This is a genomic window from Agrobacterium fabrum str. C58 (assembly GCF_000092025.1).
GTDB lineage: Bacteria > Pseudomonadota > Alphaproteobacteria > Rhizobiales > Rhizobiaceae > Agrobacterium > Agrobacterium fabrum.
Window position 1 is genome coordinate 306,867 of record NC_003064.2, and the last position, 20,019, is coordinate 326,885.

Annotated in this window: 20 protein-coding genes and 1 pseudogene; 19 read left to right on the top strand and 2 right to left on the bottom strand. The window is 58.6% G+C overall.

Features of this window, described 5'->3' with window-relative positions:
• Positions 1-121: 121 nt before the first annotated feature.
• The 11 genes and pseudogenes from ATU_RS25395 to arsK all read left to right on the top strand — a co-directional run bounded on the left by ATU_RS25395 (position 122) and on the right by arsK (position 9,408).
• Entirely contained in the window at positions 122-946 is an 825-nt protein-coding gene (locus tag ATU_RS25395) for an iron-siderophore ABC transporter substrate-binding protein (protein WP_230060038.1), read from the top strand.
• A gap of 2 nt (positions 947-948) precedes the next feature.
• Entirely contained in the window at positions 949-1,752 is an 804-nt protein-coding gene (locus tag ATU_RS25400; protein WP_236762367.1) for a siderophore-interacting protein, read from the top strand.
• Positions 1,749-2,834, top strand: coding sequence for a FecCD family ABC transporter permease (locus tag ATU_RS25405; protein WP_010974570.1), 1,086 nt, complete (start codon positions 1,749-1,751; stop codon positions 2,832-2,834). The genes ATU_RS25400 and ATU_RS25405 overlap by 4 nt, the downstream gene beginning before the upstream one ends.
• A gap of 119 nt (positions 2,835-2,953) precedes the next feature.
• Positions 2,954-3,937 carry a FecCD family ABC transporter permease gene (locus tag ATU_RS25410; protein ID WP_010974571.1) on the top strand — a complete coding sequence of 328 codons (984 nt, stop codon included), beginning with the start codon at positions 2,954-2,956 and terminating at the stop codon, positions 3,935-3,937.
• Complete coding sequence (locus tag ATU_RS25415; protein ID WP_010974572.1) at positions 3,934-4,779, top strand: ABC transporter ATP-binding protein; 846 nt, start codon at positions 3,934-3,936, stop codon at positions 4,777-4,779. Before ATU_RS25410 ends, ATU_RS25415 begins: the two co-directional genes overlap by 4 nt.
• 444 nt (positions 4,780-5,223) lie before the next feature.
• Positions 5,224-6,138 (top strand): annotated as a pseudogene (locus tag ATU_RS25420) (MBL fold metallo-hydrolase).
• Positions 6,139-6,283: 145 nt separating this feature from the next.
• Positions 6,284-6,544, top strand: coding sequence for a hypothetical protein (locus tag ATU_RS26830; protein WP_155276044.1), 261 nt, complete (start codon positions 6,284-6,286; stop codon positions 6,542-6,544).
• Positions 6,545-6,554: 10 nt separating this feature from the next.
• A complete protein-coding gene (locus ATU_RS25425; protein WP_010974574.1) occupies positions 6,555-7,094 on the top strand; it encodes an HAD family hydrolase in 540 nt (179 codons plus the stop codon).
• Between the two features lie 4 nt (positions 7,095-7,098).
• Positions 7,099-7,458: an ArsR/SmtB family transcription factor gene (locus ATU_RS25430; RefSeq protein ID WP_010974575.1), complete on the top strand. Its 360-nt coding sequence runs from the start codon at positions 7,099-7,101 to the stop codon at positions 7,456-7,458.
• Entirely contained in the window at positions 7,433-8,158 is a 726-nt protein-coding gene (gene arsH / locus ATU_RS25435; protein ID WP_046033440.1) for an arsenical resistance protein ArsH, read from the top strand. Before ATU_RS25430 ends, arsH begins: the two co-directional genes overlap by 26 nt.
• Entirely contained in the window at positions 8,155-9,408 is a 1,254-nt protein-coding gene (arsK, locus tag ATU_RS25440) for an arsenite efflux MFS transporter ArsK (protein WP_010974577.1), read from the top strand. The genes arsH and arsK overlap by 4 nt, the downstream gene beginning before the upstream one ends.
• A 3-nt stretch (positions 9,409-9,411) precedes the next feature.
• Here the strand turns inward: arsK and ATU_RS25445 are convergent, their stop codons facing one another.
• A complete protein-coding gene (locus ATU_RS25445; RefSeq protein ID WP_010974578.1) occupies positions 9,412-10,428 on the bottom strand; it encodes an NADP-dependent oxidoreductase in 1,017 nt (338 codons plus the stop codon).
• Positions 10,429-10,517: 89 nt separating this feature from the next.
• Here ATU_RS25445 and ATU_RS25450 point away from each other — a divergent pair, with 89 nt between their 5' ends.
• A complete protein-coding gene (locus ATU_RS25450) occupies positions 10,518-11,420 on the top strand; it encodes a LysR family transcriptional regulator (RefSeq protein ID WP_010974579.1) in 903 nt (300 codons plus the stop codon).
• Positions 11,421-11,891: 471 nt separating this feature from the next.
• Here ATU_RS25450 and ATU_RS25455 read toward each other — a convergent pair whose 3' ends face one another.
• Positions 11,892-12,773, bottom strand: coding sequence for a LysR family transcriptional regulator (locus ATU_RS25455; protein ID WP_010974581.1), 882 nt, complete (start codon positions 12,771-12,773; stop codon positions 11,892-11,894).
• Between the two features lie 182 nt (positions 12,774-12,955).
• On the opposite strand from ATU_RS25455, the gene ATU_RS25460 reads away from it, so the two are divergent.
• The 7 genes from ATU_RS25460 (at position 12,956) to ATU_RS25490 (ending at position 20,016) form a co-directional block, all read left to right on the top strand.
• A complete protein-coding gene (locus tag ATU_RS25460; protein ID WP_035258743.1) occupies positions 12,956-13,948 on the top strand; it encodes a hydroxyacid dehydrogenase in 993 nt (330 codons plus the stop codon).
• A 36-nt stretch (positions 13,949-13,984) separates the two neighbouring features.
• Complete coding sequence (locus tag ATU_RS25465; RefSeq protein WP_035258731.1) at positions 13,985-14,668, top strand: RraA family protein; 684 nt, start codon at positions 13,985-13,987, stop codon at positions 14,666-14,668.
• An 89-nt stretch (positions 14,669-14,757) separates the two neighbouring features.
• A complete protein-coding gene (locus ATU_RS25470) occupies positions 14,758-15,714 on the top strand; it encodes a tripartite tricarboxylate transporter substrate binding protein (protein ID WP_010974584.1) in 957 nt (318 codons plus the stop codon).
• The gene (locus ATU_RS25475; protein ID WP_010974585.1) at positions 15,714-16,178 is read left to right on the top strand and encodes a tripartite tricarboxylate transporter TctB family protein; all 465 of its coding nucleotides are present in this window, start codon (positions 15,714-15,716) and stop codon (positions 16,176-16,178) included. The genes ATU_RS25470 and ATU_RS25475 overlap by 1 nt, the downstream gene beginning before the upstream one ends.
• An 11-nt stretch (positions 16,179-16,189) precedes the next feature.
• Positions 16,190-17,698: a tripartite tricarboxylate transporter permease gene (locus tag ATU_RS25480; protein ID WP_010974586.1), complete on the top strand. Its 1,509-nt coding sequence runs from the start codon at positions 16,190-16,192 to the stop codon at positions 17,696-17,698.
• Positions 17,699-17,767: 69 nt separating this feature from the next.
• On the top strand, positions 17,768-18,748 hold the full coding sequence (locus ATU_RS25485) for a D-2-hydroxyacid dehydrogenase (RefSeq protein ID WP_010974587.1): 981 nt from the start codon (positions 17,768-17,770) through the stop codon (positions 18,746-18,748).
• 2 nt (positions 18,749-18,750) lie between these two features.
• On the top strand, positions 18,751-20,016 hold the full coding sequence (locus tag ATU_RS25490; protein ID WP_010974588.1) for a glycerate kinase type-2 family protein: 1,266 nt from the start codon (positions 18,751-18,753) through the stop codon (positions 20,014-20,016).
• Positions 20,017-20,019: the final 3 nt, after the last annotated feature.

The following is a 20,019-nucleotide window of genomic DNA, read 5'->3' on the forward strand; positions in this document are numbered from 1 at the left end:
AATCTTGCTGTCGGCGGTGCTGTTGCTCATCGGCGGGCCAGTCCGGTCCGAGGACGGGTTTCCGCGAACCGTTCAGCATGCCCTTGGGAAAACGGCGATACCGAGCGATCCGGAGCGGATCGTGACGTTGGGCTGGAGCGGCGAAGATGCGGTTCTTGCGCTTGGAAAGACGCCGGTGGGTATGCCGCGTTATCGCTTTTTCGAGAGCGGAATCTTTCCTTGGAACGAGCAACGGCTGGACGCTATCCGGCCATATCTCTTCGAAGGCGATATTGATTATGAGGCGATCGCAGCGTTGCGGCCAGACCTCATCCTCGGCATCTATTCGGGCGTGGATGATCTCGCCTACAAGCGGCTTTCCTCCATCGCACCGACTGTTGTCTATCGCTCTGCGCCGTGGTCGGCCGACTGGAAGGAACAGACGGAAATGGTCGGGCAGGCACTCGGCAGAAGCGACGAGGCCAAAGCACTCATCGAAAAGACGGCATCCACTCTCAAGGCAATGGGCGACAGCTGGCCTGTCCTGCGTGGCAAGACATTTACCTTCGGGACCTATTTTCCCGGCGGGTCTGGCCTTGTCGTCTATCTGCCGGAGGATCCACGCGTTGCCGCCCTGCTTGAACTGGGGCTTAAACCATCGGCGGGCGTACTATCGCTATCGGCTGCCAAGCCCGGCCAGGGCTCCGTCACTGTTGGCATGGAACAGGTCGATAGCCTGGACGCCGACATCCTTATCATGTGGTACGGCGAAGGTGCACGCATTGCGGCCGAGGCGCAGCCGCTGTTCATGCGGCTTCCGGCGATCAAGCACAGTCGCTATGTGGCCCTGGAAGATCCTGTTTCCGTCTGGTCGACATCAGCCTTGAGCGTGTTGTCAATTCCCTATGGTTTCCCGAGGTTTTTGCCTCGTCTTGCCGCAGTGGCCGAGCGGGCGGGCAAGGAGTAATGATGTCCCACGATAATGTTCACGAACCCTATGTGGAAGATTATTTCCTCTGCGAGGTTACTACTGTTACACAATTGACGCCATCGATGACCCGGGTCGCCTTGCAAGTCGAGGGCGGTGAACGGTTGATATCGACCGGTCACCCCGACGAATGGGTGCGGCTTGCGTTGCGGCCTGATCCCCATACACCGGTGACGTTGCCGGTCTTGATGGGCAATGGGGAATGGGGTCGGCCGGATGGTTCGCAGCATTGCCCCAACCGGCCCTATACCGTCCGTCGCTGGGATGCGGAGCGCAGGGAGATGCTGATCGATCTTGTCGCCCACGCGGGTGGCGTTGCCGCCAGCTGGGCGATGGGCGCCAGGGTGGGCGACGTCGTCGGCATCTGTAATCCGGAAGGCCGTTTCGAGCCACCTGAGGATACGGACTGGATGTTGCTCGTCACCGACATCACGGGGCTTCCGGCAGTCGGTCGGATTTTGGAAGAACTGGGCAAGACTGAGCGCGCCATCGTGCATGTCGAGATCCCATCGCCTGCCGACCGCCAGGTGATCAACAGTGACGGCGACGTTTCGATCAACTGGTACGAGACCTATGGCCCGAGTACTGGTCGTGACGGCTATACCCAGCTGCCGCAAATCGCCGGCGCGATCGACATCTTACCCGAAGGACCGGGCTATATATACATCGCCGGGGAAGCACGAGCAGCCTCTGAATGCCGCAAGCATTTTCGCGATCGGCTCGGCTTCGACAAGACGCGGATCGATGCGATCGGCTACTGGATTGAGGGGCAGGCGCGCGTATGACCGCGCAAGTCGTGGATCAGACATGTGCCGATCCCAACGGCCGACCGCCGGCTGTAAACGGGCCATGCGGGCGCGCCTGGCAATTGCGGGCGCGGCTGCTGGTACTGGTTGCTCTGTCCGCAACCGTCCTGATGCTACTGTTTATCGCGAGCCTCCTGACAGGTGCACGCGCCATTGCACCCTCCACCGGCTTCTATGCACTGTTCGCCTATGATCCGGCATCTGCCGAACACATCATTATCCGCGATTACCGCCTGCCGCGAACGTTGCTTGGCCTCTTGTGTGGTGCGGCGTTCGGCGTCTCCGGTGCGTTGATCCAGGCTATTACCCGCAATCCGCTCGCCGATCCCGGTATCCTCGGTGTAAATGCGGGCGCTGCCTTCTTCGTGACACTGGCGGTTGGGCTTTTAGGCTTTCACGCGATTTCCAGCTATCTCTGGTTTGCGTTTCTCGGCGCAGTTGCCGTAACGCTTATCGTCTATTCAGTTGGATCGCGCGGGCGCGATGGGGCAAGCCCGGCGCGGCTTGTTCTGTCCGGCGTGGCGCTCTCAGCCGTGCTCGGGGGCATCGGTTCCGCGATCACGCTGCTTGATCCCCGCACCTTCGACGGTCTGCGGGTCTGGTCGATCGGCTCGCTTTCCGGACGAAATATGGATGTCGTGTTGACAGTGGCACCATTCATCATATTCGGACTTGTCCTCTCGCTCTGCGTGGCGCCATCCCTCAATGCCGTCGCCCTGGGTGACGATCCCTCCCGCGCGCTCGGGGTCAATCTGGTGCGCACCCGCATCCTCGTGGTAATCGCCGTGACTCTCCTGGCGGGCGCGGCGACGGCAGCCGCAGGCCCGATCGGTTTTATCGGGCTGATGGTTCCGCATGTGGTACGCTGGCTCAGCGGACCCGATCAGCGAAGGATCATCGCCTTCACCATCCTCTGTTCGCCAATCCTTCTTTTGACCGCCGATATCGCCGGGCGGCTGGTGCTGTTTTCCGGCGAACTGGAAGCCGGGATCGTCACAGCTTTCATCGGGGCGCCGGTACTGATCGTCTTGGCACTGCGCCGGCGAGCGAGCGGCCTATGAGCGGACATCACCCTGATCCTTCCAAGGCCGGTGCTCGTCGACTTGCTGTCTCAAGCTCCAGTCAAATCGACTTCGGTCGCAGAGCTGCCTTGATCAGGCTGTTTGGCGGGCGGCTGTCGATGCGGTTCGATCCGCGCAGCCTTTTTGTCGGTGTGATCCTTCTGTCGCTAACAGTGATGATCGGGGCCGCATCGCTGGCAAGCGGAAAGTTTCCGGTCCCATCTGCAGATGTTTTTAAGGCGCTGCTGGGTGCCGCCGACAGCACGATGAATATGGTCGTGATGGAATGGCGGCTGCCGCGCCTGTTTCTTGCCTTTTTACTTGGCGGCGCCCTTGGTTTGAGCGGAGCGATCTTCCAGTCGTTGACGCACAATCCGCTGGGATCGCCGGATATTATCGGGTTTTCCGCCGGCTCCTATACCGGCGCGCTTGTTGTTATTTTCGTCTGTTCCGGCGGGTATTACGAGACTGCAGCTGGTGCCCTCGCCGGTGGCGTCGTCACGGCAGCCGCCATCTATCTCCTGGCCTATCGGGGCGGCTTGCAGAGTTTCCGGCTGATCGTCGTCGGTATCGGGATATCGGCTATGCTTAATGCGCTGAATGCATGGATGATTCGCCAGGCCGATCTTAAGGTTGCCATGTCGGCAGCGATCTGGGGAGCAGGTTCGCTGAATGGTCTCGGTTTCGAACAGGTCTGGCAGGTCTTGCTGATGCTGGCGACGATCATACCGTGTGTTCTGGCGCTCGCGCGGCCAATGCGGCAACTGGAACTGGGCGATGATATGGCAACAGCGTCCGGCATCCATGTAAACCGTCTCCGCCTGATTCTGATGATCTGCGGTGTTGCGCTGACGGCGATTGTCACGGCAGCGGCTGGGCCGATCGCCTTCGTTTCTCTGGCCGCACCCCAGATTGCGCGGCGCCTCTCGGGCTCTGGTGGCGTCACCCTGCTTCCGTCGGCGCTCACAGGTGGGTTGCTACTCATCGCCGCAGACTGGGCGGCTCAGCATGCCTTCGGTGCGCAATTGCCGGTTGGCATCATGACCGTCAGCGTCGGCGGGTTCTATTTTCTCTGGTTGCTGATCCGTGAGGCAAGACAATGACAGACCGGCCGGATACCCGAATCGAAAGGCTTGAGGTTCAAAATGCGACGTTGCGCTATAACCAGCGGATCATCGCTGAGGATTTGTCTGTGAAGATTCCAGACGGTTCCTTTACCGTTATCGTTGGACCCAATGCCTGCGGTAAGTCCACATTGCTGCGTGCCCTGTCGCGGCTGCTGACGCCTTCAGCAGGAGAGGTTATTCTCGACGGCAAGGCGATCGCCGGCTATCCCGCCAAACAGCTTGCCCGCGCGATTGGCCTTTTGCCACAGAGCTCGATCGCCCCCGACGGCATCACCGTCGCTGAGCTCGTCGCTCGCGGCCGCTATCCCCATCAATCCCTCTTCCGGCAATGGTCGAGCGAAGACGAAGCGGCAGTCGCATTGGCAATGGCTGCGACGCAGACGACGCAGCTTTCCACTCGTCTTGTCGACGAGCTTTCCGGCGGCCAGCGGCAGAGAGTGTGGGTTGCCATGGTGCTGGCACAGGAAACACCGATCCTGCTCCTTGATGAGCCAACCACTTTCTTGGATATCGCCCATCAGATTGACCTGCTTGATCTTTGTCAGGAGCTTAACGCTGCAGGCCGCACGATCGTCGCGGTGCTGCACGATCTCAACCATGCTTGCCGCTATGCCACCAATATCATCGCCATGAGGGATGGCGCCATCATCGCACACGGCTCTCCACCCACCACCGTAACCGAACGGCTGGTCGAAGACGTCTTTGGCCTCCCCTGCATGATCATTCCCGATCCGGTCTCAGGCACACCGTTGATCGTCCCAAAAGTTAAGGTAAGAGCCGCCTGCATCCCAATAACGCCGGACATTCCTGAGCATTAAGGTCCGTTACAGAACGGCTCCGGCAAGAGCTGGGGATTTGGCATGGTGAGTGTGAGGGGTCATTGAATGCTCGATGTATCGAAGAAGCCATCCAGCAGATCCTCGAAGATTATATGTCGGGTCGTCTCCTATTCCCAAAAGTAAATCCCCCAACGCCAGCCGCGTGGACGAAATCGAGCAACATGTTTAAAGACGCCGGTAAATCAAGAGGGGAACTAAAATTCTGCCGCGCGTTCCCCTTCTCCTGCCTTTCTAAGCTCGTGAGCTTGATAAGCTGCTGCCTGAACCTCCTGTGTTTTGTTGGAACAACCTGTACCGACGGTTGACCCAATCGACCGCCCAGATGCTCCCCAATACACTTCGCTGCATGGTTCGTGCCCGGCAGGTTCCAATCCCGAACACAGGAGCGCATCATGACGCAAGTAAAAAGCAAACGCCGGTACAATGGATCACCAGCAGACAAACATGAGCTTGGAAAACACGCGGCGTGCCGGCCGACCGGCAACCCAAGAACTGAACCCTTTCCGCTATGGGGTGAAGGTCGGTGAAATCGAAGTACTGGTGATCAGCGACGGCGTGCTGCCTCTTCCGACGAAGATGTGGGGCACAATGCCAATCCAACGGAGCGCGCAGCGTGGTTGGACAATATGTTCCTGCCTCAGGATGCTTTCGACTGGGCGCTGAACGCGGTGGTCGTGCGCAGAGGCACGCAGGTCAAACTTATCGACGCAGGCCTCGATCCTGAACTAAACCTGCCACGGGCTGGCAGCTCGTGCAGAGACTAGAAAGCGCGGGCATCGACCTCGGCTCCGTAACCGACGTCGTCCTGACCCACATGCACATGGACCACGTTGGCGGTTGCTCGTTGACGGCGTGAAGGAAAAGCTGCGCCCGACCTGCGCATTCATGTGGCCGCCGCCAAGGTTAAGTTCTGGGAGGCACCCGATTTCACGCATGTCCAGATACCTCCCGGCTTTCCGGATGCACTTCGTGCGACCGCCAAGAGGTTTGCCGAGGAATACCATGACCAGTTGCAGCTGTTCGATGAGAAGCACTAGGTAGGCTCCAGGTGTCGTCGTCTTTCGCACCGGCGGCCATACCCCATGGCACAGCGTGGTGCGCGTTGCATCCGGACATGATGTTTGCAGGCGACGCTGTATTCGCGGTTGGCGTCGAACATCCCGATTGGTTCAACGGCTTCGAGCACGATCCCGAAGAAGCTGCCCGCGTACGGGTCAGGCTTCTAAAGGAGCTGGCAACGACAGGGAAACTGCTGGTGGCCACGCATATGCCGTTCCCTTCGCTCGGGAAGTCGACGGCGACACCTTCCGTTGGGTACCTGTTTTCTGGGATTACTGACTGCAGACCAACCAAGGTGCCAGTCACGCGACCGCATGCGATCCTACATCCAGTATATCGCGTGCGGCTCTGGAGGAAGTTAGAAGGTGCGAATTCGCAACTTTTCCCAGATTTACCCGACAAGAATGTCAGAAGAGGTTATGTCATGACTCCGACGGAAACACGCATGCTGGTGTCTGGTACCCTCGTGCAATGGTACGAAGGTCTGCTGCAAGAAATTGACGTCATTTTGAAGCAGCACCACGCCAGCGGGAAGAACGCTTCGGTCATTTTGGAAAGCTTCTCGGCTCAAGGTCGAAAACTCACCGCAGAGAAGCCGCACCAACTATACAAAGACATTCTTCGCGTCGCCGCGTCGTTTCGGGAACACGGCGTAGAGCCGTACGAAGAAGAAAGAAGGCGTTGATCGATCGTCGATGACGATGGGCCCATATCCGGAGGTGCCGCATGCCCTTTACCGGCAGCGCGAGCAATACAGGCTGGCGATCTTCATCAACTCCCGCGATGATCTGATTGCATCGACGGTCGCTGCCATCGGTGCATCATTCGGCTATGTCATCACCGCGGAGCAGGCCGGTGCGTACAAACCGTCGAGGGAAATGTTCCAATACGCGTACCGGCAGATGGATGCCACTCCAGACGAGGCCGTGCACGTCACTATGGGTAAGTATTGGTATATGAAGGCACGTTACGAACCAGGATTGCGGGGTATTTGGGTCAACCGGCAAGGAGAGGAGGGTAACCCGGACTGGCTGCCTTATGCCGAGCTTTCAAAGGGGCCGCCAGCCTGCTTCGTCCGTAACGCCAGAGGATGGGTCGCAGATTATTTTGCGCGACCGCGCCAGAATGCGGCGGACACGGTATTCGGCGAGACGGGGACATCCAGTTCTTACAAACTCAACTTGCCGGTTGCGTTTATATCAGTTATCCATAGTTCAATAATTCAAGGATTGTAGAAATATGGACGAACGTCAGGCCCTCACGTCGTTCGCGGCGCTGTCCCAGGAAACCCGCCTCCATATCGTGCGCATCCTTGTGGTCGCAGGCCCCGACGGCATGGCTGCGGGGGCTGTCGCGGAGAGGGCCAAGGTTTCGCCATCGAACGTTTCGTTTCACCTAAAGGAACTGGAGCGCGCTGGCCTGATCAAACAGAAGCGCGAGGCACGTTCGATCATATATACCGCCAATTACCACTGTCTCGGCGCATTGATCCGTTTCCTGATGGAAGACTGCTGCGCCGGCCACCCGGAAATCTGCGCACAAGCCGTCGAGGTTGCCGCTTGTGGCGTACAAACTGCGGAGGCCAAGCGCGTTGTTTGATCTGCCCGCGGCATACGCGGCGCATTTGCGTCAACCAGACCAGGATGCGCTGCGTCCGTCGTTTTCCACGCATAAGCCACGGATACTGATACTTTACGGTTCGCTGCGGCACGTGTCCTATAGCCGCCTGCTGGCACAGGAAGCTGCAAGACTGCTCGAACACTTTGGCTGCGAGGTGCGTATCGTCGACCCCGCAGGCTTGCCGTTGCCGGACGCTGGGCCGGTCAGCCATCCAAAGGTGCAGGAGCTGCGAGACCTGTCCGCCTGGTCGGAAGGTCAGGTCTGGGTCAGTCCGGAACGCCACGGCGCGATGACCGGCATCATGAAGGCGCAGATCGACTGGATCCCACTTTCCGTCGGCTCGGTGCGGCCGACCCAGGGCAAGACTCTGGCGGTGATGCAGGTCTCAGGCGGTTCGCAATCGTTCAACGCCATCAACCAGCTCCGTCTCCTCGGTCGCTGGATGCGGATGATCACAATTCCCAACCAGTCCTCCGTTGCCAAGGCGTTTCAGGAATTTGATGCGGATGGTCGCATGAAGCCCTCGTCCTATTACGATCGCGTCGTCGATGTATGCGAGGAGCTGGTTAAATTCACGCTCCTGACCCGTGACGCCTCCTCCTATCTCACCGATCGCTATAGCGAGCGGAAGGAAGAAGCGGAGAAGCTGGAGCAACGCGTGAGTTTGAAATCCATATGAGCGAGCGGGTTCCGATTGCCGCCATTGTTGCCCTCGGTGTCACTCAGAATATCGGCTACGGTACCCTCTATTACAGCTTCAGCATCTTGGCACCGGATATGGCGACGCATTTTGCGTGGTCGACCGAATGGATCTTCGGTGCATTGTCGATCGCGCTGCTGATCGGCGGTCTGACGGCCCCCTGGCTGGGCAGGCTGTTTGACCGCATCAGCGCCGGCCGGGTGATGACGATCGGTTCAGCTGTCGCGGCCGCTTCCCTGGTCGCCTGCGCCTATGCGCCGGGCAAGGCGTCATACGTCGCCGCCCTGATCGTGATCGAGGTGTCTGCCAATCTCGTGCAATACGGCGCGGCATTCGCGCTTCTGGTCCAGCTCCGCCCGCAGGTGGCATCCCGCAGCATAACGTACCTGACCCTGATCGCCGGGTTCGCCTCGACGATGTTCTGGCCGATCACGACCACCTTACATGCGCAGATGTCGTGGCAGAATGTCTATCTGGTTTTTGCCGCGCTCAATCTACTCATCTGCCTGCCGGTCCATGCCTGGCTGTCGCATGCCGCAATTCAAAGAAAGGCTAACGCGAAGACGGCACCTTCAAACGTTCCCGGCGTTCTGGCACCTGAGCGCCGCCGGTTGGGATTTCTGTTGATGGTCATCGGATGTTCGCTGATGTCGCTCGTCGGGGCAGCGCTGCTCGTGCACCTCGTGCCGCTTCTTTCCGGCCTTGGCCTCGGCGCAACCGCCGCTCTGGTCAGCACTTTGTTCGGCCCGTCGCAGGTCACCAGCCGCCTGATCAACATGGCCTTTGGCAAGCGCGTGGCGGCCCTTCATCTGGCTGTGATCGCGGCGGTGCTTATTCCAGCCGGAGTGTTGATCCTGTTATTGACAGCGCCATCGACCATGGGGGCGATGGCCTTTGCTGTCGTCTTCGGAATGGGCAACGGCTTGCTGAGCATTGTCACGGGAACGCTACCGCTGCACCTGTTCGGCAGCGCAGGCTACGGCCAGCTCCAGGGAAAGATGATGGCGGCACGGCTGATCCTGTCAGCGCTGGCGCCTTTTGCGTTGGCGCTTTCGATAGCCCGTCTCGGGATAGCCACTTCACTTGTCATTTGCACCGTGCTTGGTATTTCCGCAGTCGTCACGCTGCTGAGGATTTTCCCGTTGGTGCGAAGCAATGATGCACCGCCGCCGTCTTCTTTACCGAAGCCTAGCGGTTGTGAGGCCATCGGTCCTGAGGAAATTCGTTGATGATCAGCCGGCGAAAAGAACGATTTTGCCCTGGATACCACCTCCTGAAGCTCGTTCGTGGGCAGCCGCAGCCTCCGCCAACGGGGAGGTGCTGTCGATCACGACGCGAATGGAACCGTCGTTGAGCAGGCGACCCGCTTCTGCAAGTTGTGCACCGTTTGAGCGAACCTGCGTCGATGACACGGTTATCCCACACCGGGCAGCATCCTTGTGCGCCGAGAAGCCCAAGGGATTGACCAGGAAGAGCGCTCCGCCAGGCCGGACGACGTTCAGAAAGCGCTCCATGTTCGACCCGCCGACCGCATCGATGACAAGGTCTACATCCTCTGCGGCCGTCTCAGCGGCCGTCTTCGTGTAGTCGATGATTTGATCTGCGCCCAGCGCACGCAGGAGCGCTTCGTGCTTACCGGAAGCAACAGCAATGACGTGCGCGCCCCTCCACTTCGCCAACTGGATCGCCAAATGCCCTACGCCGCCGCCGGCGCCATTGACCAAGACCGTCTTGCCTTGCAGCGGGATCGGTGAATGGCGGAACGACTGGAACGGGTTGGGTGCATCATGACCAAGATCGACCAAAAACTGCCAGGCCGTCAATAGCGACATCGGGGCACCCGCCGCCTGGATGTGATCAATACCTGCAGGCTTCAGTGCCAGCTCCGATGCGGGGACCGTGACATACTCGGCATAAGCACCGCTTCCCTGCATCAAGTCCTCAGGAAAGCGTACCATAGCAAAAACCTCGTCACCGACGCTGAATGCCGAAACACCGTCGCCGATGGCGGCCACGACGCCCGACACGTCGGTGCCAAGGATCAATGGAAAGGTCGGTTCAGGCTGCCATTCGGGCGGAAGCGTCCGATATCCGTCGCGCAGATAAAGGTCTGGTGGGTTGATGCCGGCCGCATGCACTCGGACAAGCACTTCTCCAGATGCGGCGACCGGACGCGGAGCCTCCTCATAACTCAGGACCTCCGGGCCACCGAATTCATGCAACCGCACCGCTTTCATCATCTCAATCATCATAGCCTCGCTCAGTCTGTATTCGCATCCAGAAGATAGGGTCAATCGAAGCCGTTGATAATTGCGCTCTGCTTCGGTTTAATAGTGCCATGAAGGAACAAATCGGTTTTGAACGGCTGACGGGGCTGATCGCTTTTGCGCGGGCGGGCTCTTTGGGCAGCTACACGGCTGCTGCTCGTTCGTTATCCGTCTCGCCGTCAGCGATCAGCAAGAGCATCCAACGGCTGGAAGCGCATCTCGGCGTCTCATTGTTTACGCGTACGACGCGCTCGCTTACCCTCACGGCGGAGGGGCGCGACATTCACGGACGCGCACTGCGACTGTTGCGCGATGCGGAAGCCATCGAGCAGGCGGCAAAAACGGCTCGTGCTGAACCCACCGGCATGTTGCGGATTGCCACTTCAATGGCGATAGGCCTTCATGTGATCGCCCCTGCGCTCGCGAAGTTTCGCAAACTCCACCCAAAGGTGGCGTTCGACCTGCGGCTGAGCGACCACAGGGTGGACCTCGTTGAAGAGGGCATCGATCTCGCTGTCAGGATCGGCGACCTGCCAGACTCGCGCCTGTTGTCGCGACGGCTCTCACCACACCGACTCTGTTGTTATGCTTCGCCCGATTATCTGGCGATGCACGGCACTCCCAAACACCCGGATGATCTGGAGGCGCACGAAACCGTCAACCTGCGCTACCAAAGCACGGGTCAGGTCTTTCGCTGGCCTTTCCGGATTGGCGATCGTGACGTCGAGATCGTACCATCCTCTGGTATCATTGTTGATGCGAGTGAGGCCGTCATGGCAACGATTGCTACGGATGGCGGCATTGGAATGGCCGCGAGCTTCATGGCTCGACCCTGGGTCAATCGCGGGGAGCTCGTGCCGGTCCTGTCGGATTTTGCTGTGGAGCGCAACAACATCACGGCAGTCTGGCCCGAAAGCCGCCGCTCCAACCCTGCTGTTCGCGCCTTTCTGAAAACGTTGATCGAGCTGTTTTAACCTTTGATTGTAAAAGAGCGAGACCGGACGACCGTTTGGCAAGCCGGGACGGCGTATCAGGTGAGATCTCGTCAACCGGCAAGGTTGGTTTCCAATTGGCGCATTCCAATGAAGTGTCCGCGACGGCTCAAACGGTCCGCGATTTACCGCTTCATCTACAAGCAAGCTCGTCGGCTGGCGGGGCGGGAAGGTCGCCCGCCCCGCTGACATCGAACATGGCTTGCATCGTTTTCGGATAGACGAACTTGCTTTTCATTAGTGCGAAAAGCGATCCGTTCCCGGGGCCTCCAATACCAACCGAGGGGCATCGTCAGTCGGTTCGGACAGGTGAGTTGCTCGTTGAGGTCCGTCGATGGCGCGATCTAGTTCGGTGAACCTGGCGCTCTTACGAGCATCCCGCGCCCGAAGCGGACATTCCTCGCGGGCAGATTCGTCCTCTGCGCGCCATAAGAAATCTCAGCGCAGCTTCAGTCAGCGCGGTATGCCATACGGATCGCTCAGCCTAGCCAAATTCTGATGCAGACGATCTATTATCTGTGCGCGCGTTCCTGACCGCCGTTCCAGGAGGCCTATCGGTCGTAATATCTGGGGTTCGCCAAACTGCACCGCGACGATCGGAGCAGCAATGTCTCTCAACGCGATCCAGGGAACAACAGACACGCCCAGACCATGAATAACGCAAGAGACCACTGAAGCAATCGTGTCTATCTCAGCTATCAAGTTTGGTACGATCCGGGTTTTTGCAAGCTCCGTCTCAATGATCTGCGCCAGCCTGAATTTACTGTTGAACCTGACATAGGGCAGCTTCGACAGCATATCGAAACCGGACATTTTTGGAGTGCCGTTGGGACCGATGACCAGTAGAGGTTCGTTGATAAACGGTTGCCATCTCAATGCTGAAGGAATTCCTGAGTACTCGGCAACCATCGCGCAATCGAGACGGCCTGACATGACATCCTTCAGCAATTCGTCCGTATTGGCGACCTGGAGCTTGATCCTCAAATCGGGGTAGTCGGCCTTGAGAGCGACGATTGAGAGAGGCAGAAGCGAAAGAGCACTTGAGCGAACGGAGCCGATTGTGAACGTGCCGCTCACGGCTCTGCCGGAGATTGCGTCGATGATATTGTCTGCATCGCGCACCAAGGTCCGCGCTGCTTCGAGCATCTGCAGACCGTGGCCGTTCAGCATGATTGGTCTGGTCGCGCGATCAAACAGTTCACCCCTTACCTCCGATTCCAGCGCCTGTATTTGCTGGCTCACCGCAGATGGGGTCAGACCTACAGCGTCGGCAGCCTTCGCAAAGGTTCCGTGCTCGGCTATCGCGATGAATGTCTTGAGCTGGCGAATATCCAATGTCGTCCCGCCACGAATTAAGATTTTCTGTTTATCTTAGGCAGAATTATTCGCTTTAATCAAGAACTCCTTATGTTAAGTTTTCGCCTCAGGAGACGCCAGGAGGAACTTTGGCGTATGGGAGGATGCCAAAACGTTGCAACGGCAGCGCCGCGTCCTCGCGCATCCAATTCGAGGTACGCATGGGAAGCCGCAACATCCTGGTGACAGGACCAGCCATCAACGAGCAAGCCGTAAAACTGATAACCGACAACGGCTACCAGGTGTCTTACGTCCCCCCTTACACAAGCGAAGCCGATCTGGTCCGCATCGTGACAGAACTTGATCCCGTCGGCGTCGTGGTTCGAATGGGCCGCTTTAGCGAAGCAGCGATCAAGGCCGCGCCATCGCTCCGTGTTCTTTCAAAGCACGGGGTTGGGGTCGACAATATTGATGTGGATGCTGCGTCACGCCGGGAGATACCCGTGGTCGTCGCTGCTGGCGCAAATGCACTTTCGGTTGCTGAACATGCAATCACACTGCTTTTTGCCGTGGTGAAGCGGATAGTGCCGCTCGACAGCGGTATCCGCGCCGGGCGCTGGGAAAAAGCGGGCTATTCCGGCAAGGAACTTGCCGGCATGATTATCGGCCTGGTCGGCTTCGGCGCCATCGCTCGGCAAACTGCCGTGTTCGCCAGGGGTTTTGGCTTGAAGGTCCAAGCCTACGACCCCTTCACAGACGAGACGGCGTTTGTCGAGGCAGGTGTTCACCGGGTGGCTGATGTCGACGACCTCATCTCGTCCTCGGATATATTGAGCTTGCACTGCCCTCTGACACCCGACACGCGCAACCTGCTAGATGACCGTCGTCTTGGCATGATGAAGCCCGGTTCGTTCATTATCAACACCGCGCGAGGCGGATTGATAGATGAGGATGCCCTTCTTCGAGCTGTGGAGAGCGGTCACATTGCCGGGGCCGGCCTGGACACCTTCCAGATCGAGCCGCCTGCGGCCAACCACCCATTTTGGCAAAACCAGAAAATCGTCGTCACACCGCATATCGGCGGCGTGACCCAGGAGGCCAACGTTCGCGTCGGCGTCGATGCTGTGGAAGGTATCTTTGCGATCGTGGAAGGGCGTCACCTCGGTCGCGAAAGGATCGTGAATCATCGGGCGCTGGCAAAGACGCCCGCCTGAAAAAAAAAGACAATCAAAAGCATTGAGGAGAAGACGTTGACTATAGGATTTAGGGTTCGCAACAGGGACAGGATCGTCGATCAGGAATGGATCGACAAGTTCCGGGAGCTTCCAGTCGCTAACATCAGCGACAGCATGCACCGCATGTATGCGGGCGGGGCCGAGCTTCGCCCGATGCATCGTGACGGCAAACTTGTCGGCCGTGCACTGACTGTCAAAGCGCCTCCAGGCGACAATCTTATGCTCCATAAGGCGATGGACATGGCTGTGGACGGCGACGTCATCGTCATGGATGCAGCCGGTGACGTGACCCACGCCCTGATGGGCGAGATGATGCTCGACTACGCTCACCGTCGCGGCGTCGTGGGTTTCGTGCTCAACGGTGCTATCCGTGACGCGGATGCCTTTCTTGAGATGAACATCCCAGCGTTCGCGGTTGGGGTCACCCATCGAGGTCCCTACAAAAACGGGCCGGGCGAGATTAACACCCCGATCGCCATCGGCGGCATGGTCATCACGCCGGGAGACCTGATCGTCGGTGACGCGGATGGCGTCGTGGTTGTTCCGATCGACGATGTTGCGGAGGTCTACGAACGGACCGTTGCTAAGCACGCCGCTGAGCTAAAGCAGATCGAGAATATCAAAGCAGGGACGCATAAGCCGACATGGTTCAACGACGCTCTGGTTAAAGCCGGTTGCGAGCTGCCGTCCACGAACTGAACGATGCTGGCCGGCGCTCCGGAGGGGAAACGCCGGCCAGTCTCTAGCGCTCTGAACTAAACCAGTCGAAACCATCCTGGGAGGATAAGATGAAACATTTGATTAGAAATACCGCGCTGGTGACGACGCTTTTTCTCGGCGCAGGCGTAGCGCATGCTGACTGGCCAACCGACCGCCCTATTGAATTCATCGTGGCGTTCGCTCCTGGTGGCGGTACGGACGTGATGAACCGCACGCTTGCTCCATATGTGGAGAAAGAGCTGGGCGCGAAGATAACCGTACTGAACCGCCCCGGAGCTTCTGGCGAAATTGCCTATACTGCAATGACGCAAGCCCGGCCTGACGGCTACACGGTGTCCTCGCTTAACACGCCGGGCTATCTGACGATGCAAATGGACCGCAAGGTGCGTTTCGATCCCGCGAAGCTCTGCCTTGTTGCGCGTATCGTTGAGGACCCAGGTTCTTTTATTGTTCAGTCAAGTTCAAAGTTCATCACGCTCAAGGACCTCGTTGCCTTCGCGAAGGAAAATCCGGGTGCCGTAACCGTGGGGACGACCGGTCTGGGAACTGACGAGCACCTCGCGATGCTTCAGTTGGAGAAAGCTGCCGGTATCGACCTGACTGCTGTAACCTTCAATGGGGCGAACGAGGCTCGTACCGCGCTTCTTGGTGGACATGTCGACACAATCGGCATCAACGTCGGTGAATTTGTGGGCAGCGATCACTCGGCGTTCAAGAATCTCGGTCAGTTCGCGGAAGATCGTGCCTCGATCGCTCCTGATCTGCCGACTGCAAAGGAGCAAGGTTTCGAAGTCCTCATGAGTTCCGAGCGCGGCATCGCAATGAGCTGCGATGTTCCCGACGAAATCCGTACGAAGTTCTCGGGCGCGATCAAAAAAGCCCTCGAAAATCCTGATTTCCAGGCAAAGGCGAAGCAAATGTCGCTGGCGCTTTCTTACCGGTCATCGGAAGATTGGAATAAGGAACTTCCTGTCCGCGGTGAACGCCTGAGCGCGATCTGGAAACTGGCCAAGGAACAGAAGTAATGGCCACTCCTCGCAAGGTTAGAGGAACCGGTGACCGTCCGGACCTCTTCACCGCAGCGATATTCATTGGATTCGGCGCGCTCGGCCTCTGGGCTGGGCGCGATTTGACCATGGGTACCGCTTCCGCAATGGGGCCAGGTTATCTTCCCAGAATAGTGTGCTGGCTTCTTATCATCATTGGCGCGGTGATTGGCGGGTTCGGTGCAGTCCGGGCGCGCGTGGGTATTGCCAAGCCGAAGCTCTGGCCCTTGGTGATCATTCTGGCGGCGGTGGTTGGGTTCGCTTTTATTGCGGAGTTCTTTGGTTTCGTTGCGGCCTCTGTTTGGTTGCTTCTTGTTGGCAGCATCGCCGACCGGGATTCGAGGCTTCGCGAGGTCATCCTGCTTACCGCTGGCCTGACAGCGTTTGGCGCATTGGTCTTCATCGTCGGCCTTGGCGTTCAAATGCCAATCTGGCCGTTCTGAGGAGGAAACTCATGAACTTCGTCGACCTTCTCATGCTCGGATTCAGCGAGGCTTTGACGCCCACCAATCTCGGATTTTGTCTTCTTGGCGCTCTCCTAGGTACGCTGATCGGGGTGTTGCCCGGTATCGGACCGACAGCAACAATCGCTGTTCTGCTGCCGATCACGTTCTACCTTCCACCTCTTGCCGGGCTGATCATGCTCTCTGGAATTTATTATGGCGCTCAATATGGAGGTTCAACGACTGCTATACTCGTCAACCTGCCTGGCGAAGCGTCATCGGTCGTTACCGCTGTCGACGGTTATAAGATGGCTCAACAGGGGAGGGCTGGTTCGGCGCTCGCTGTTGCCGCACTCGGTTCATTCTTTGCCGGGACCGTTGCGACATTTGGCATTGCTATAGCAGGACCTACTCTGTCGTCTTTCGCGCTTTCGTTTGGTCCAGCAGAGTACGTTTCACTGATGCTGTTTGGACTTCTGGCCGCAACAATCCTGGCGCGAGGGTCCGTGCTGAAGGCGATCGGCATGATCCTTCTCGGGTTGTTGCTGGGCATGGTCGGCATTGACGCGAGCTCTGGTGAAGAGCGTCTCACGTTCAACGCTGTCGAGCTTTTCGACGGTATAGACTTTGTGGTCATTGCCATCGGGCTATTCGGTTTTTCGGAGATCGTCGAGAACCTTGAAAATGTCGAAGCCCGCGGCGTACTGGTCAGCAAGCTAAGTCGGCTGTGGCCAACGCGGGAAGATTTCCGGCGTGCATGGCCGGCTGTGCTGCGGGGAACCGGCGTCGGCACCTTTCTTGGCGTCTTGCCAGGTGGGGGGGCAACGCTGGCATCGTTCTGCGCCTACTCGGTCGAAAAGAAGGTGTCCAAGCGCCCCAACGAGTTTGGCGAAGGTGCCGTTGAGGGTGTCGCTGGACCGGAAGCCGCGAACAATGCGGGTGCACAGTCGTCATTCATCCCGCTTCTGACACTGGGCATACCGTCGAACAACATGATGGCGATGATGTTGAGCGCCTTCATCATCCACGGTATCACGCCAGGACCGACGGTGCTGGCCACCCAGCCGGAAATCTTCTGGGGTCTCGTTGCCAGCATGTGGATCGGCAACCTGATGCTCGTCGTCATCAACCTGCCGCTCATCGGGGTCTGGGTAAAACTGCTGACGGTACCCTACCGGCTGCTCTATCCGGCAATCCTTCTCTTCTGCTGCGTCGGGGTCTACAGCATCAACAACCGCATCTTCGACGTGGCTCTGGCTGCAGGGTTCGGACTGCTCGGATATGCATTTCGCAAGGCAAAGTGCGAACCGGGTCCGCTGCTTCTGGGATTCGTGCTTGGACCGCTGTTGGAAACCAATATCCGTCGGGCTCTGACGATCTCCCACGGAAATCCGAGCGTTTTTGTGGAGCGGCCGATCAGCCTCGTCCTTCTGATCGCGACAACTGGAGTCCTTCTCCTGATGATCCTGCCGTCGTTCCGTAAAACCCGCGAAGAGGCCTTCCAGGAAGAAGAAGCCTAAGGCCGATCTTCGATGAGCGGCCGCTGGAATGCGGCCGTTATTCTTTCCTTCAAACTCGGTGTTCTCCCCATGTCTGATGCTGCCAGCAAACCTCTTCGCGTCGTTCTCCTAGATCGCAAGACGTTGCCCGACGACATTCGCTTCCGTGCGTTCTCGTTCGCCAACGAACTCGTAGCGTTCGACCAAACGGCTCCCGACGAGGTGTCGGAACGCATCAAGGACGCCGACATCGTCATCACAAACAAGGCTCCTGTACGGGGTCCGGCGATCGCCTCCGCCCCACGACTCAAGCTTGTTGCGGTGGCCGCGACGGGAACCGACGTCGTCGATGTCGCCGCATGCGCGCAACGCGGGGTCGCCGTCTCGAATATCCGCAATTACGCAGTCAACACGGTTCCAGAGCACACCTTCGCTATGATCCTCGCGCTTCGCCGCAGCCTCCTTGGGTATCGAAAGTCGGTCAAGGCTGGACGATGGCAAGAAGTGAACCAGTTCTGCTACTTCGATTTCCCTATCAACGATCTTGCGGGTTCGACGCTGGGCATCATCGGTGACGGCGCACTCGGTCGCTCGGTGGCCGACCTCGGCCGGGCCTTCGGGATGAAAGTTCTCTTTTCCGACTACAAGGGCACAAAGGGAATGGGACCGCTTTATACGCCCTTCGAGAAAGTCCTTGAGGCTAGTGACGTCATCACTTTGCACTCTCCGTTGATGTCTTCCACCCGCAACATGATTTCGACCGCGGAGTTCGCACAGATGACAAAGCGGCCGCTTTTGATCAACACCGCGCGAGGCGGTCTCGTTGACGAGGCCGCGCTGGAGGTTGCGTTGAGAAGCGGACAGATCAGCGGAGCGGGCTTCGACGTCGTCACCACGGAGCCCCCAGCCGCCGATCATCCTCTAATGCGTCTACTCGACCTGCCGAACTTTATCCTGACACCGCATGTGGCGTGGGCGAGCCGCGAAGCGGTTCAGTCGCTTGTCGACCAGTTGATCGACAACGTCGAGGCGTTCGAGCGCGGCGCACGGACGAATATCGTGGCCGCGTGAACATGGGAGCCGTAGCGGACACCAGAGTCTTCTTGTCCGAACTGTTTCGAGCGGCGGTTGCTGCTGCCGATCCTTACGAGGCCATCAAGGCAAACCTTCCGCGAGAGCCGAAAGGGCGCACCGTCGTGATAGGAGCCGGCAAGGCATCGGTGGAAATGGCGCGTGCGTTCGATGCCCTGTGGAAAGGCTCACTCGAGGGTGTCGTCGTGACAAAGCACGGGACGCGGTCCTCCTGCAGTCGAATAGAGGTCATTGAAGCCGCTCACCCTGTTCCGGATAGGGCAGGCTTCGTGGCTTCCAGGCGATTGCTAGATGCCGTTTCCGATCTTACCGAAGACGACCTTGTCGTGGCGTTGATCTCCGGAGGCGGATCGTCCTTGCTGGCATTGCCCTGCGAAGGTCTGACGCTGGATGACGAGATCGCTGTCGCGAAGATGCTTCTCTCATCAGGTGCTCCCATCTCCGCGATGAACACCGTGAGGACCCAGCTTTCTAGGATCAAAGGTGGACGCCTGGCGATCGCCGCCTATCCCGCCAAGGTCGTGACGCTGATCGTGTCTGACATTCCGGGAGATGATCCTGTTCTGGTTGCCAGCGGCCCGACTGTCCTGTCCCGTTCGACGCCGCAAGACGCGCTTCGCGTTATAGACCGATATGGCATGGCATTGCCGGACCATGTCATCCGACATCTTCAAGACGCGGCAGTCGGTATGGACCCGGACCACCCGTGTTTCGACAACAATCAGGTTACGGTCATCGCATCCCCTCGCGCTTCACTGGAAGCTGCTGCAGTCCTTGCGCGGAGCCAAGCCGTTTCGGCGGTCGTGCTAAGCGACGCCATCGAGGGCGAAGCGAGCGAGGTCGCCAAGGTTCACGCCGTGATCGCGAAGGAGGTCGCGCGCAATGATCAACCGTTTCGGAAGCCGGTGGTGATCCTATCGGGAGGTGAAACGACGGTAACGCTACGCGGCAAAGGAAAAGGCGGCAGAAACACTGAATTCCTCCTCTCTCTGGCCATCGAGATTGCCGAGCATGGTGACATCACCGCGCTTGCTGCCGACACCGATGGCATAGACGGGTCCGAAGACAATGCGGGGTCGTTTGTCGACGGAGGCTCGGTGGCGAGACTTTGCGCCGCGGGCCTCGATCCCTACGACTTGCTCGTTTCGAACGACGCCTGGACGGGGTTCAATTCCACAAAAGACCTTTTCGTGACCGGGCCGACCGGAACCAACGTCAACGATTTTCGGGCGATCCTGATCGGATAAGAG